A 13,465-nucleotide genomic window follows, 5' to 3' on the forward strand; every position below is an offset into this window, starting at 1 on the left:
GCTCAACCTGAGTTCTTCGCATTTTGACCCTTCAGCGACCTCCGGAGCCGTCCGCTTTCCCGCCGCTGTTAAGGTTGGGACCGCAGGCGGTCAGCTGCTTAATGAGCACACAGCCTAGGACAGCACCGGCGCGGCGGGTCCGCCTCTCCGTTGCCATTATGCCGCGGGCCGCGATGGAAACCGGCTCGGCGATTACGCGGTTGATTTGGCATCGAAACCTCCGATGGAGGGTGCCATGCAGAATTGGGAAGGGAATTGGACGAACGCAAAGTTTTGTGACGTTGCGAACCTGATCCTCGGCGCGATACTGTTCGTTTCGCCCTGGATATTCGGTTTCGATGCGGGGACGGTCTCTCAGAACGCCGTTATCACCGGTATCGCCATCGCGATCCTTGCGGTCGCGGCGCTGGCGGCGTTCGCGGTGTGGGAGGAGTGGCTGAACCTCGTCGTCGGCTTGTGGGCACTGGTATCGCCCTGGGTATTGGGCTTCCAGGGAACCACCGCGATGACCGTGCATGTGATCATCGGCGCGGCGGTCGCAATCTTGGCAGCGATCGAGCTCTGGATTATGTCCCGCAACCCGCCGCGGCTGACCACCGGTAGCTGAGAAGCTGGATCGTTTGGCTCGTGGCATAGCTTCGCCGTCATCGGAAAAACCTGTCCAGCCGACGCGGACGAAATTCGGTGCGGACCTGGGGCCGGCAGCTACTCAGCGCAGTCGGCCTTGGGTCAGCCGTAAGTGCCGCAGCTCGAGCTAGCCTTGCTAACGGCTTACTCCCGGCGCCAAATTCCGAAAGTGCCGATGGAAAGGCCTTGCTCCGGGGCTAGGTTCATCGGGCATTCCGTTTGCGTCGGATTCCCAAATTTGAATGCCACGGGGCATGATTTTTGGGACCAAGCTGCGTTTGCCATCCAACGGCAGACCTCTCGGTCCCAGCTCGTTTTTCGATCCGGAAAAACCTCCAGGCTGGGGCCGATGTGGTCTACTCCGGGCGTAAGCCGCCCCATCAGTACCAGCCCATCTTGAAACAGAGACCAAGCCAACCAGCGAGCGCGACTAGAGCGGCAATGTTGATGTACTTCTGAGCGTCTTGCATCATTGCACCGCAATCAAAGGCGCCCCGCAATTCGGAGCAACGGTGATTTGCCACTACCCGTTCCGCCTCTCTGCCCTTGACCAGATCAACAAGGTTCCGGTTTCTGGCGCTCGGTTCATCGCGGGAGCTCGGGGTTTCTCCACCTTATGTGCTTTGGCGTGTTCTTCTCGACCTGCGGGACCATGCGGGCGGGATCGGGACCGCCCGGAACGCCCCTGGGGCCGAGCAGCTCACGCGTAATGTCATCCTCGGTTCTTTCCGGCTCGACGCCGTTGATGGGCCGCTGTCGCACGGGAGCGACCTCCTGATGCCCACGGCAAGCTCAGGTCACCTCAGGCTTGAAGGTCTGCGGCTGCTGCTCTGGCGGCGGCATTTTAAAAGGAATGGGGAACGGCCTGCGCGCGAGGCTTACCGGCGCCGCCCGTTCCTCGGAGAGACGGCTTTCGATGTACTCGCGCTCCAGATCGGAAAGGCGGGTCTTGAGCAGCCGGTGGTAGCGGTGAATGCTATTGCGGTGGGTGCGCAAGCGGGCGAGCTTTTCTTCCAGTGTCATCATCGTCGTCCTCGACGGTTACAAGCAATCCTTTCCAAAAGAGGTCGGAGGAGCCCTCCGGCGTGAGACTTAGAGAGGCTTGATCTTGTTTCAAGATGGATCAGAAGATTGGACCAATTGCCTCAACCTCAAGCCAGCGTTCTGTACGCTCCGTGCTCCCCAGCGCGGGGCCGGATCATGGCAACCGAAAATCCGCCATGTGCTCTTGCATCGTCCCGTTGATGTCCGCTTGTGGCCCTCAGCCGACCATTGGGATCTCGCCCTCCGAGGACCGCTTTCGACCCATAGCAGAAGTCTGAGCCTGCACTCCAACCCCTCAACCGCCCGGGTCGAAACTCATTCTTGCGGTTGCACGTGCCTGACGCCGGAACGTGAGCATCGTCAGGGTCCCTGATCCCCTTAAACAATGGCATGGTCAGCAATCGCAGCGAGATGTGTAGCAGTAATGCTGTCGCAAATTGGCTTGCCATATTGCAATTCTAGGTGCGGGAACAAATGCTTCTCGCTTCGTGGAGCTGGGGGAGACAGAAGTCTGCGGCGGTTCGCGGATGCAACGCTTTTGACCTTGGCCACTTTCAATGAGCTCGCCTGAACGGCTACGATGCCGTCACCAGAGAGTTTAGGAGCGCACATGAGACGGCGGGAGTTCATCACGCTTCTTGTCGGCGCGGCACCTCTGTGGCCGCTGACGGCGAGCGCGCAACGTTCAGCGGTACCTGTTATCGGTGTGTTGTCCGTGGGTTCCCCCGACATTGCGAGTCCCTATGACGCAGCATTCGAAAGAGGTCTCGCGGAGAGGGGTTTCGTAGTTGGCAAAAACGTTACGATACAACGTAGGTGGGCACGAGGAAACCACAGTAGGCTTCCGGAGCTCGCTCAGGAGCTCTTGCATTTCAATCCAGCGCTGATCATCGGAGGGGGCAATGTGGTTGCGCTCGCCGCAAGGAAAGTGACTTCAACCATTCCGATCGTATTCGTAATCGCGTCAGACCCCGTGAAGCTCGGACTGGCAAAGAGCTTCGCTCACCCCGGGGGCAACGCCACGGGCATATCTATGATGACAGCGAGGCTTGTCCTAAAGCGCCTCGAACTGATCCAGGAGCTGCTCCAGCAAAAGGCTACCGTCGGATTTTTGGTGAACCCTGACAATCAAGACTTGCTTCAGGAAATTGACGAAGTTGCCCGTTCGACCGGGCGGACCTTGAAAGTAGCCAAGGCGCGCAACCAGGATGAATTAGAGCCAGCTTTCAGGCAGCTTGTTAGCGCCCAAGTCGGTGCGGTCCTCGTCAGCAACGATGCGATATTTTTCAACCTGCGTGCGCAACTTGTCGCATTGGCCGATCGTCATTCGCTTCCGGCGTCCTATGAATTCCGCGAATTTCCGGCGGCCGGTGGCCTGATGAGCTACGGGCCGAGCCTTGTCGCAAACTTTGAAAAAGCCGGCATCTACGCCGCACGAATCTTGGGAGGTGCTCGGCCGGAGGATTTGCCCATTCAGCAGCCCACGGAGTTCAGTTTGGTTCTCAACTCAGCAACCGCGCGCTCCTTAGGCATCGAAATCCCGCCATCACTGCTCGCCCGTGCGGACGAGGTGATCGAATAAGGCTCTACGCCCGATGTCGGCCCGTAGCGACCTTGCCGCGCGACCGCGACCGTCTGCATTCGACCCATTGCGGACTCATTACCCTATCCTCGGTCCTGATTGCGCCCCATAATGCTCCGCTATTTGGAGGCGCTCGTCATGAGGCGACGCGATTTCATGTCGACTCTCGGCGGACTGGCCGCAATTTGGCCAGTTGCCGCGCGCGCCCGGCAAAAGGAACGTGTCCATCGAATTGTTTATCTAAGTGCTCCGAGCCGGGAGTTGGTACAACGCACGCTCGATGCTTTTCTGCGAAAGCTCCGAGAGCATAGTTGGGTTGAAGGCGAGAACTTCATCACTCGCTCTGACCCAATTCAGCGAGGTTCTTGCTGTGACGTTATTTTCGACTTATTCAACCAAACGGCCCATCTCAATCCCGCATACCTCCGTCGATCACACGGTCCCATGGCAAAATGCTAATGTAGTCATCCCCAGGCGTGGTCCTTGGAGGGTACATGCAGCGGCGGGAGTTCATTGCACTGATCGGGGCCATCGGTGCCGTTTGGCCGCGCAGCTTGATCGCGCAGCCCGCCCATCAGCTCATGAAGAAGATGCCTCGCATCGGTTTCCTGGCGTCAGTTCCGCACCAACGAATCGAAGCCTTCGATCGCGGACTCCGCGAGATGGGATATGTGGAGGGCGCGAACATCATCATCGAGCGCCGGTTCTGGAAGAATGACCGGGAACAACTGGCGAGATTTGCCGCCGAGCTGGTGGCTCTCGAAGTCGAGGTGATTGTGGCGTCCAGCACGCCCGAGGCAATTGCCGCCAGGGCAGTCACCGGCACGATCCCCATCGTGACTGCCACCGCAGACGCGGTCGGTGTCGGCCTTGCGGCAAGTCTTGCGCGGCCGGGTGGAAACGTGACGGGACTGACCGGGGTCGCAAGCAGCGGCAAGAATTTCGGGCTTCTGTTGGAGTTACTGCCACGGGCGTCGCGGTTCGCGGTGCTCCTCGACCCCGACAACCAATATCATGCACGGCTGATGGCCGACTTCCAGAAAACCGCCGCGGACCGGCAGGTCGAGATACTTCCGGTGATCAAACGCTCGGTGGAGGACATAGGCCCTGCTTTCCAGACCATAGCTTCGAAGGATATTCAGGGCCTGCTCGTGCTTGTGGACCCCATCGGGTTCGCCAACCGGCGCAAGATCATCGAGCTCGCCGCGCAAAACCGCATTCCGGCGGTGTATCACTGGCGTGAAGAAGCGGTCGAAGGCGGCCTTCTCGCGTATGGCCCTGACATCATTGACCTCAATCGCCGCTCCGCCGGTTATGTTGCAAAACTGCTGCGGGGCGCGAAAGCGGCCGAACTCCCGATCCAGCAGCCGGAACGCTTCCGATTGGTGATCAATCTTAAGACTGCTCGCGCTCTCGGTCTGAATATTCCAACCGCGCTACTCGCGACGGCTGACGAGGTGATTGAATGATGCTGCCCTGCATGAGTCCGCATGAGGCCCTTCAGCTGCATTGGAAGATTGCTGCTTCTCCGCTGGTGTTGGGGCTTAAGCGGACATCAGCCGGCGGCCAGCCGCTTAATGCGTACACGGCCTAGATCCCAGTGCCCGGATCACCGGCCAGGCCGCGAGCGCGGCGGCGAGATGTTTGAGCGTATGGCCTGAGATCATGTGGCCGGTCGCTTCGAACACGGTCACATCGCCGAGTTCGAACAGCTTGGCCAGCACATAGAAGACGATCACGCCGCCGAGCGGCACGCCAAGTGCGCCGGGCCGCGGGCGTGTCAACGCAAGGCCCACGGCCAGCGCCATGCCGCCGAACTGCACCACCACCCAAGGCGTGAGATTCTCGCGGGCCACCCAGGCAGCGAGCAGGCCAGCAACCATCGCCAGCACCAGCACCGTTTCGCCTGCGCGCGCGCTGATGCGTTCGCTGGCCGCGATGCCCAGAAAGCCTGCGAACGCGACCGCCATGCCGAGACGATCGGCGATGAGCCGTTGCGGCACGTCGGGGTCGAGATGATAGAAGCCCGAGCCGAGGCAAGTGAGGATCAGCCCGACGAAGAACCAGCTTGCACCCACCGGCGCATCATTTCGGGCGCGCAGCCGCTCCGAGCCCCACACGCCCATCGCGAGGAAGGCGAGATTGCTCAGCACGTCGCCGGCGTTGGGCACGCCGAGCCAGGTGCGGCTGTCGATGAAATGCGGGATGTGCCAAGCGGCGGCGGGTATCGCGGGCGCCAGAAGCGCGGTGAGCGTCAGGACGAGGAGCGCACCGATAAGATATTTCTCGCCGGTTTGAAGGGGGGCGTACGAGAGTCGGCGAACGACTGGCGGGACCAGTGCATTGGCCGGTTGAGCTTGGTCGCGCGCGCGCAGCATGAACATCTCTAGATATTGAACATTGTTCAATATTGGTAGCTCAAAATGAACTATGTTCAATGTGAAATGCTGTGGGATTTGCGTAACAAGCAAGATATTGAAATCGCTTTAGTTTCGGAGCGTGAGCGGCCGCCACAGCCGTAGGGTGGGCAAAGCGAAGCGGGCCCACCATTCCGCTTACGATCGATATTTGTGGGCACGGCGCTGCGTGCCTGCCCACCCTACGAGACCGCGTTTGTGGCGCTAACCCGCCCCGATCTCCGCGACGATGCGGCCCGTCGTGACCTGCTCGCCTTCGGCGACGTCGATCGCGCTGACCACGCCGTCGATGCCGGCCTTGTGGACGTGCTCCATCTTCATCGCTTCCAGCGTCAGCACCGGCTGGCCGGCGGTGACGCGGTCGCCGGGCTTGACGAGGACAGCGACGACGCGACCGTTCATGGCGGCGCGGACTTTGCCGTCGCCGCCATTCGTTGAAGTCGCCTTCGGCGCGGCGAGGGTGAGATCATTCGCCACCAGCGGGATGCCGCGGTGCTGGACGTACAGCCGATCGCCATCCCGCAGGAATTTTGCGCTGTCCATCACGCCGGCGAGGCGGAAGCGGACGGCGTCGGGATCGAGCTGGTCGATCTCGAACTTATGCTGGCGGCCTTCGACGGCGACGGTGTAGCTGCCGTCGCGCTCGCGCATGATGTCGAGCTCGTGCGCATCGCCGCCGATGTCGATTTTCGCCGGCAGCGGAAAGGTGGCGGCAAGGCTCCGCCCGCCCTGCCACGACGGCGCGCGCGGGTTGGTGACGTAGAGCAGCAGGCCTGCCAGCGCGATCTCGAATGCCGCGTTCGCACGCGGCGCAAGCAGCTCGTTGCGATGGGCGCCGATGAAAGCCGTCGTCGCTTCCCCCTTGGCAAAGCCGGGATGACGCAGGCACGACAACAGGAACGCCTGATTGGTCGTCACGCCGAACGCGGTGAGCTGCTCCAACCCGACGATCAGCCGCCCCCTCGCCTCCTCGCGATTGGCGCCGTGGCTGATCACCTTGGCGAACATGGAATCGTAGAATGGCGGAATCTCCGAGCCCGGTTGCAACGCGTGCTCGACGCGGATGCCCTCAGGCACCTGCCAGCGCGCCATGCGGCCGGACTGGGGCATGAAATCCTGCGCGGCGTCTTCCGAGCAGAGCCGCACCTCGATGGCGTGCCCGGAGAACTTGATGTCCTGCTGCTTGATCGGCAGCGGCTCGCCGCGCGCGATGCGCAATTGCAGCTCGACGAGATCGAGCCCGGTGATCGCCTCGGTGACGGGATGCTCGACCTGCAGCCGCGTGTTCATCTCCATGAAGTAGAACGCGCCACTGGCATCGAGCAGGAATTCCAGCGTGCCGGCGCCTTCATAGCGCAGCGCCTTGACCGCTGACACCGCGACCTCGCCCATTTTCGCGCGCAGCTCCGGCGTGACCGCCGGCGACGGCGCCTCCTCGATCAGCTTCTGGTGCCGCCGCTGCACCGAGCAATCGCGCTCGCCGAGATGGATGGCATTGCCGTGGCTGTCGCCGAACACCTGGATCTCGATGTGGCGCGGATTCTGGATCGCACGCTCGAGGATGACGGCAGCATCGCCGAACGCGGCTTTCGCTTCCGACCGCGCGCTGCGCAGGGCTTCGGGGAAGGACGCAGCGTCAGTGACGAGCCGCATGCCGCGGCCGCCGCCGCCGGCGACCGCCTTGATCATCACGGGGAAGCCGATCTTCCCGGCTTCGGCGAGCATGACCTCGTCGCCTTGCTCAGCGCCCTGGTAGCCGGGCACGATGGGCACGCCGGCCTTCTTCATGATCTCCTTGGCGCCTGCCTTGTTGCCCATCGCCTCGATCGCCTGCGGCGACGGGCCGATGAAGACGAGGCCGGCATCCTTGCAGGCGCGCGCAAACGCCTCGTTCTCGGCGAGGAAGCCATAGCCGGGGTGAACGGCATCCGCGCCGCTGGCCCTGGCCGCGGCCATGATCGCGGGGATGTTGAGATAGGATTGCGCCGGCAAGGCTTCGCCGATGCGCACGGCCTGATCCGCCTGCGTCACATGGAGCGCATCGCGATCCGCATCGGAATAGACCGCGACGACGCCGAGGCCGAGTTTTCGCGCGCTGCGCATCACGCGCAGTGCGATCTCGCCGCGATTGGCAACCAGAACCCTTGAGAACGGCCGGTGCTGCACTGATCCGTTCCTCATGGGCGGGCCACCGAAAACTGCATGCGCTGGGGCGTGCGCGCATCGCCCTCGCGGCAGATCGCGAGCACCTCCGACAGCACGGCGCGGGTGTCGCGCGGATCGATCACGCCGTCGTCGAGCACGCGGGCGCTGGTCGAGAACACATCCATCTGGCCGTCGAACACACCGATGATCTCAGCCTTCATGGCGTCCAGCCTGTCCTTTTCGATCGGCTTGCCGCGGCGCGCGGCAGCGGCCTCGGTCACGATCGCCATGGTCTCGGCGGCCTGCTCGCCGCCCATCACCGCGGTCTTGGCATTGGGCCAGGAGAAGCAGAAGCGCGGATGGAAGCCGCGACCGCACATACCGTAATTGCCGGCACCGAACGAGGCGCCGCAATAGATGGTGATCTGCGGCACCGTCGCCGAGGTCACCGCCTGGATCATCTTGGAGCCGTGCTTGATCATGCCGGCCTCCTCATAGGCCTTGCCTACCATGTAGCCGGTGGTGTTGTTCAGATAGAGGATCGGCGTGCGGGTCTGGCAGCAGGCCTGGATGAAATGCGTCGCCTTGTTGGCGCCGGCGGGATCGAGCGGGCCGTTGTTGGTGATGATGCCGATGGCCTGGCCCTCGATGCGGGCATGGCCGCAGACGGTGGCCGGGCCGTAACTCGGCGCCAGCTCGGTGAAATCGGAATCGTCGATAATGCGCGCGATCACCTGTTTCATGTCGACCGGACGCTTGTGGTCCATCGGCATGATGCCCAGCAGCTCGTCCTGGTCATAGCGCGGCGGCTTGAACTGCGACGACGCTTTGCCCGGTCGCTCCCAATGCAGCGCCGCCATGATCTCGCGCGCGATGCGCAATGCGTCACGATCGTCCTCGGCGAGGTAATCGCCGAGGCCGGAGATCTGCGTATGCATCTCGGCCCCGCCGAGCTCCTCCTCGGTCGCGATCTCGCCGGTCGCAGCTTTCAGCAGCGGGGGCCCGGCGAGGAAGGCGCGGGTGCGGCCGCGGACCATGACGATGTAGTCGGAGAGGCCGGTCTGATAGGCGCCGCCCGCGGTGGAGGAGCCGTGCGTGACGGTGACGACCGGCAGGCCCGCCGCCGACAGCCGCGCCAGGTTGCGAAAGATGTTGCCGCCGCGAACGAAATCCTCGACGCGGTAGCGCAGCAGATTGGCGCCGGCGCTTTCGACCAGTTGCACATAGGGCAGCTTGTTCTCCAGCGCGAGCTCCTGCACCCGCAGCGTCTTGTCGAGACCGTAAGGCTGCAGCGCACCGGCGTCGATGCCGGAATCGCTGGCGCTGACCATGCAGCGGATGCCCGAGACGAAGCCGATGCCGGCGATGACGCCGCCGCCCGGCACACTCTTGCTCGCATCCGGCACGTCGAACATGTAGCCCGCCAGCGTCGAGAGCTCGATGAAGGGCGCGCCGGGATCGAGCACCAGCGCGACGCGCTCGCGCGGCAGCAGCTGGCCGCGCTTGTGGAAGCGGTCCTTGGCCGCGGCGGACGCGGCGCGCGTGCGCTCCTCGAGCGCGCGCATGCGGTCGATCAGGCCGAGCATGCCGTCGCGGTTGGCTTGGTAGGCGGCGCTGCCGGGGGAGATGGTGTTTTCGATGGTGGACATGACTTGATCCTGCTCGTCATTGCGAGGAGCGAAGCGACGAAGCAATCCAGACTGCATCCGCGGAAAGATTCTGGATTGCTTCGCTTCGCTCGCAATGACGGGGCGATACCTTACCTGTTCGTCCCAAAGATCTTCCGCGCCTCGGCGGGGCTCGCGATCTCGCGGCCGGCGCGCCTTGCGCAGGCGGCGACGGCTTCGATCAGCTGGCCGTTCGACGTCACTTTCTTGCCGTCGGCGAGATAGAAGGTGTCCTCGAGGCCGGTGCGCAGATGACCGCCGAGCTCGGCGCAGCGCTGGTGCAGCGGCCAGATCTCCTCGCGGCCGATGGCGGTGACCTGCCAATGCGCCTCGGGGCGCTTCAGCTTCAAGAGGATCGGCAGCAATTCAGGATCGGCCGGCATGCCGGAGGCGACGCCCATGACGAAATTGTACTCGAGCGGGCCGTTGTACATGCCGACCTGGTGGTACATGCCGACGCAGCGGACGATACCGACGTCGAAGCATTCGAACTCGGGGATGGTGCCGGCCGCGTTCATGACGTCGAGATAGTCCTTCACCTTCTCGACCGCATTGTCGAACATCATCGGCGGCCAGGCCCAGCTGTTGTCGGCCTTCACCTTCAGGTAGTTCAGCGAGCCGGCATTGCAGGCGGCGATCTCCGGCCGGGTCTCGCGGATGCAGTCGAGCGCGCCTGAGTAATTCGGCCCCGACACGCCCGAGGTGTGGTTGATGATCACGCCCGGGCAGGCTTCGCGGATCGCCTGCTGGATCTCCTTGCTGACCGCGACCTCCCAGGACGGCAGATGTCCCTTGCCCGGCGCCTGCTGGCGCAAATGGATGTGCATGATGGACGCGCCGGCCTCGAACGCAGCCCTGGCCTCGCGCGCCATCTGCTCGGGCGTCACGGGCACGTTGTGCTGCTTGGGGTCGGTGAGCACGCCATTCAGCGCGCAGGTGATGACGGCCTTGTCGCTCATGCGTTCGATGTCTCGCACGTTGAGAATTCAACGCTTGCGATCATGTGACGCGCGACATGCGGCTTCTTGCGCGGAGAAGCTGGGAAAAACGACGAATTCGTAGGGTGGGTTAGCCGAAGGCGTAACCCACCACTGTCTGCCTCCGTGGACATTGAAGAGGTGGGTTACGCCGAGCAGCTGCGCTTCGCGCATCTGATCGGCTAACCCACCCTACGAAGCCTCCGCCATCCGCACGGTCTCGGTGCTGCGGTAGATCGCAAGATCGCGCGAGCCGACGAAGATCGCCCGCGGCTTCAATCCGTAGAAGCGGCGGATCGAGTGGCTGAAATGCGTGGAATCGGGATAGCCGATGTCCTGCGCCAGATGGGCGAGGTTGAGGTCCTGGTTGGCGAAGTGCAGCAGATACCGCGCGCGCTTCCAGGCGCGGAAGGAGCGGAACGAGATGCCGGTCTCCTCCTTGAACAGGTGCAGGAAGCGCGAGGCCGAGAGGCCGGCTTCAGCGGCGCAGGTATCCGCCGTCACCGGCTCGCCGGAGAAGCGCTCGATGCGGGCCACCGCACGCATCACGCGCGGATCCAGCACGCGGCGCGGCAGCGCCTCGCCAAAGCACATCTCGTCGAACTCGGCCGTGGTGATGTCGCCATAGCGGCGCTGACGCAGCAAGGCGTAGGCGGCGAGGATCTTGCGGGCATAGGCGGCCTGATCGGGTCCGGTCAGGCGCGCGGCCAAGGCTTCAATCACGCCATCCGCCATGCTTTCCGGCTCCAGCGTCACGCTGATGACGGTGCGATAGTCGCTGGCGATGGAGTGCCGCTGGTTCGGCAGGGTGACGAACAGCTCGCCGGTGGCGAGAACGTCGTCGATGGTCAGGTGCAGATTGCCCTTCACCGCGACATAGACATGGCAGCAGCCGGGTGTCCGTTTGCGCGGACGGCCGAGCAGGCCCGCATAAAACACCCGCTCCGGCGTGATCAGCATCAGGTGGTCGGATTCGCGACCGTTATATTCCATTGGGTTCCTCCTCGCGCGGCTCTCTGGCCGCTGCGGACGGAGGTCACCTTAGCGGAAATTTGGGCGCTGTCACGGTAGGATAGCGCTGTCAAAAGACATGGCGCGTCGTGGACGCGCAATAGCGCGAACCGGGAATCTCGAGGTTCCGGGATCGCGCTTCCGCGCCCCGGAATGACAGCCTCCCTTACGCCCTCACCCTCGGCGCGACATTCTGCTCTTGCCCGGCCTTTTGCTCCGCAGAAACCGCGCGCTTGAAACCCTCGCGCTGCTGCAGCCGCGCCCAATAGGCTGCGACGTTCGGCCCGAAATCCTTGGCAAGCCCGATATTGCTCGCGAGCCGGAGCGCGTAACCGATGACAATGTCAGCGGCGGTGAAGCGGCCCGCGCACAATGTTTCGGCATTCGCCGTCGCTGCCTCAACGGCGCGCAGTCTTCCCAGAAACCATTTCGCGTAATCGGTGGCGACCTGCGGGTTGCGGCGCTCCTCCGGCTCGAGCTGGGTGTATCTCAGCACCAGCGTTTGCGGGAAGGTTAACGTGGCGTCGCTGAAGTACATCCAGTTCAGGAACGTGCCGTAGGCGGGATCTTCAGGGCCGACCATCAACGGCGTCGGGCCGTATGTGATGCCGAGGTAATGGCAGATGCCGGAGGATTCCGTCATCCTGGTCTCGCCGTCGATCATGAAGGGGATGGTGCCGAGCGGATTGAGCGCGAGATAGTCCTTGGCGAAGACGCGCGGCGGGAACGGCAGCATCTTCAATTCATAGGGCAGCCCCATCTCCTCCAGCATCCAGAGCGGACGGAACGAGCGTGCGGCGTCGCAGTGATACAGCGTGATCATCAGGCGTTTCCTTTGCTGCCGGGCAGCGTGCCCATCATCTTGCACAGGACCATCAGCATGACCTCGTCGGCGCCGCCGCCGATCGAGGTCAAGCGGCTGTCGCGATAGGCGCGGCTGACCGGTGTCTCGTTGGTAAAGCCCATTCCGCCCCAGTATTGCAAGCAGGCGTCGGTGAGCTCGCGGCCGAGCCGGCCGGCCTTCAGCTTGGCCATGGTCGCAAGCCGCGTCACATCCTCGCCGGCGACCAGCTGCTCGCCGGCGCGATAGATCAGCGCGCGCAGGAGCTCGACCTCGGTCTGCATCTCCGCGAGCTTGAAGTGCACGACCTGGTTGTCGAGGATGGACTTCCCGAAGGCTTTGCGGTTGCGGGTGTATTCGATGGTCTGGTCGATGATGTATTCGTGCGCCTTCAGACAGGCGGCCGCGCCCCACAAGCGCTCCTCCTGGAACTGGATCATCTGGTAGGTAAAACCCTGGCCCTCCTCGCCGATCCGGTTGCGCTTGGGCACGCGGACATTGTCGAAGAAGATCTGCGCGGTGTCGGACGAGCGCATGCCCATCTTGTCGAGTTTGCGCGCGACGGTGACGCCCTTGCTCTTCATAGGCACGCAGATCAGTGACTTGTTGCGGTGAACGGGGCCGTCGCCGGTGTTTGCGAGCAGGCAGATCCAGTCGGCCTGGGTGCCGTTGGTGATCCACATCTTGCCGCCATTGATGACGTAATCGTCGCCGTCGGAGCGCGCCTGGGTCTTGATCGAGGCGACGTCCGAGCCTGCGCCCGGCTCGGAGACGCCGATGCAGGCGACGTAATCGCCCGAGATCGAGGGCGCCAGGAATTCGCGCCGCACCTCATCCGAGCCGAACCGCGCCAATGCCGGCGTCGCCATATCGGTCTGCACTCCGATCGCCATCGGCACGCCGCCGCAGGTGATGGCGCCCAGTTCCTCCGCCATCATCAGCGCGTAGGAATAGTCGAGGCCCGAGCCGCCGAATTCGACCGGCTTGTTCAGGCCGAGGAAGCCGAGGCTGCCCATCTTCTTGAACAGCTCGTGCGCCGGGAAGATGTCGGCCTTCTCCCACTCATCGACGTGCGGATTGATCTCGTTGGCGATGAACTTTTGCAGGGAGCGGCGGATGTCGTCGTGGTCGGCGGTGAATAACATTCTCTCTCA

At 63.2% G+C, this 13,465-nt stretch carries 11 protein-coding genes; 3 read left to right on the top strand and 8 right to left on the bottom strand.

Features of this window, described 5'->3' with window-relative positions:
- Nucleotides 1–235: 235 nt before the first annotated feature.
- Nucleotides 236–607 carry an SPW repeat protein gene (locus I6F09_RS32915; protein WP_036002168.1) on the top strand — a complete coding sequence of 124 codons (372 nt, stop codon included), beginning with the start codon at nt 236–238 and terminating at the stop codon, nt 605–607.
- Nucleotides 608–1,419: 812 nt separating this feature from the next.
- Here the strand turns inward: I6F09_RS32915 and I6F09_RS32920 are convergent.
- The gene (locus I6F09_RS32920) at nt 1,420–1,653 is read right to left on the bottom strand and encodes a hypothetical protein (protein ID WP_225189866.1); all 234 of its coding nucleotides are present in this window, start codon (nt 1,651–1,653) and stop codon (nt 1,420–1,422) included.
- Nucleotides 1,654–2,281: 628 nt separating this feature from the next.
- Between I6F09_RS32920 and I6F09_RS32925 the strand changes: the two genes are divergently transcribed.
- Nucleotides 2,282–3,253, top strand: a complete 972-nt coding sequence (locus I6F09_RS32925; RefSeq protein ID WP_225189867.1) for an ABC transporter substrate-binding protein — start codon at nt 2,282–2,284, stop codon at nt 3,251–3,253.
- A gap of 494 nt (nt 3,254–3,747) precedes the next feature.
- Nucleotides 3,748–4,722, top strand: coding sequence for an ABC transporter substrate-binding protein (locus tag I6F09_RS32930; RefSeq protein WP_036002174.1), 975 nt, complete (start codon nt 3,748–3,750; stop codon nt 4,720–4,722).
- Between the two features lie 105 nt (nt 4,723–4,827).
- Here the strand turns inward: I6F09_RS32930 and I6F09_RS32935 are convergent, their stop codons facing one another.
- The 7 genes from I6F09_RS32935 to I6F09_RS32965 form a co-directional block, all read right to left on the bottom strand.
- Entirely contained in the window at nt 4,828–5,631 is an 804-nt protein-coding gene (locus I6F09_RS32935; protein WP_225189868.1) for a hypothetical protein, read from the bottom strand.
- Nucleotides 5,632–5,874: 243 nt separating this feature from the next.
- On the bottom strand, nt 5,875–7,851 hold the full coding sequence (locus tag I6F09_RS32940; protein WP_225144876.1) for an acetyl-CoA carboxylase biotin carboxylase subunit: 1,977 nt from the start codon (nt 7,849–7,851) through the stop codon (nt 5,875–5,877).
- Nucleotides 7,848–9,464, bottom strand: coding sequence for an acyl-CoA carboxylase subunit beta (locus I6F09_RS32945; protein ID WP_225144875.1), 1,617 nt, complete (start codon nt 9,462–9,464; stop codon nt 7,848–7,850). Before I6F09_RS32945 ends, I6F09_RS32940 begins: the two co-directional genes overlap by 4 nt.
- A gap of 110 nt (nt 9,465–9,574) precedes the next feature.
- Nucleotides 9,575–10,441: a 3-keto-5-aminohexanoate cleavage protein gene (locus I6F09_RS32950; RefSeq protein WP_225189869.1), complete on the bottom strand. Its 867-nt coding sequence runs from the start codon at nt 10,439–10,441 to the stop codon at nt 9,575–9,577.
- 210 nt (nt 10,442–10,651) lie between these two features.
- Complete coding sequence (locus tag I6F09_RS32955; protein WP_036023887.1) at nt 10,652–11,452, bottom strand: AraC family transcriptional regulator; 801 nt, start codon at nt 11,450–11,452, stop codon at nt 10,652–10,654.
- A 184-nt stretch (nt 11,453–11,636) separates the two neighbouring features.
- Nucleotides 11,637–12,293: a glutathione S-transferase family protein gene (locus I6F09_RS32960; protein ID WP_225144873.1), complete on the bottom strand. Its 657-nt coding sequence runs from the start codon at nt 12,291–12,293 to the stop codon at nt 11,637–11,639.
- The gene (locus tag I6F09_RS32965) at nt 12,293–13,456 is read right to left on the bottom strand and encodes an acyl-CoA dehydrogenase family protein (RefSeq protein WP_225189870.1); all 1,164 of its coding nucleotides are present in this window, start codon (nt 13,454–13,456) and stop codon (nt 12,293–12,295) included. Before I6F09_RS32965 ends, I6F09_RS32960 begins: the two co-directional genes overlap by 1 nt.
- Between the last annotated feature and the right edge of the window lie 9 nt (nt 13,457–13,465).

Source organism: Bradyrhizobium sp. IC3195 (assembly GCF_020193585.1).
GTDB lineage: Bacteria > Pseudomonadota > Alphaproteobacteria > Rhizobiales > Xanthobacteraceae > Bradyrhizobium > Bradyrhizobium yuanmingense.

What these genes read in the sequence shown, in the direction of transcription:
- I6F09_RS32915 (WP_036002168.1), top strand. Translation starts at nt 236, where the DNA reads ATGCAGAATTGGGAAGGGAATTGGACGAACGCAAAGTTTTGTGACGTT.
- I6F09_RS32920 (WP_225189866.1), bottom strand. Translation starts at nt 1,653, where the DNA reads ATGATGACACTGGAAGAAAAGCTCGCCCGCTTGCGCACCCACCGCAAT.
- I6F09_RS32925 (WP_225189867.1), top strand. Translation starts at nt 2,282, where the DNA reads ATGAGACGGCGGGAGTTCATCACGCTTCTTGTCGGCGCGGCACCTCTG.
- I6F09_RS32930 (WP_036002174.1), top strand. Translation starts at nt 3,748, where the DNA reads ATGCAGCGGCGGGAGTTCATTGCACTGATCGGGGCCATCGGTGCCGTT.
- I6F09_RS32935 (WP_225189868.1), bottom strand. Translation starts at nt 5,631, where the DNA reads ATGCTGCGCGCGCGCGACCAAGCTCAACCGGCCAATGCACTGGTCCCG.
- I6F09_RS32940 (WP_225144876.1), bottom strand. Translation starts at nt 7,851, where the DNA reads ATGAGGAACGGATCAGTGCAGCACCGGCCGTTCTCAAGGGTTCTGGTT.
- I6F09_RS32945 (WP_225144875.1), bottom strand. Translation starts at nt 9,464, where the DNA reads ATGTCCACCATCGAAAACACCATCTCCCCCGGCAGCGCCGCCTACCAA.
- I6F09_RS32950 (WP_225189869.1), bottom strand. Translation starts at nt 10,441, where the DNA reads ATGAGCGACAAGGCCGTCATCACCTGCGCGCTGAATGGCGTGCTCACC.
- I6F09_RS32955 (WP_036023887.1), bottom strand. Translation starts at nt 11,452, where the DNA reads ATGGAATATAACGGTCGCGAATCCGACCACCTGATGCTGATCACGCCG.
- I6F09_RS32960 (WP_225144873.1), bottom strand. Translation starts at nt 12,293, where the DNA reads ATGATCACGCTGTATCACTGCGACGCCGCACGCTCGTTCCGTCCGCTC.
- I6F09_RS32965 (WP_225189870.1), bottom strand. Translation starts at nt 13,456, where the DNA reads ATGTTATTCACCGCCGACCACGACGACATCCGCCGCTCCCTGCAAAAG.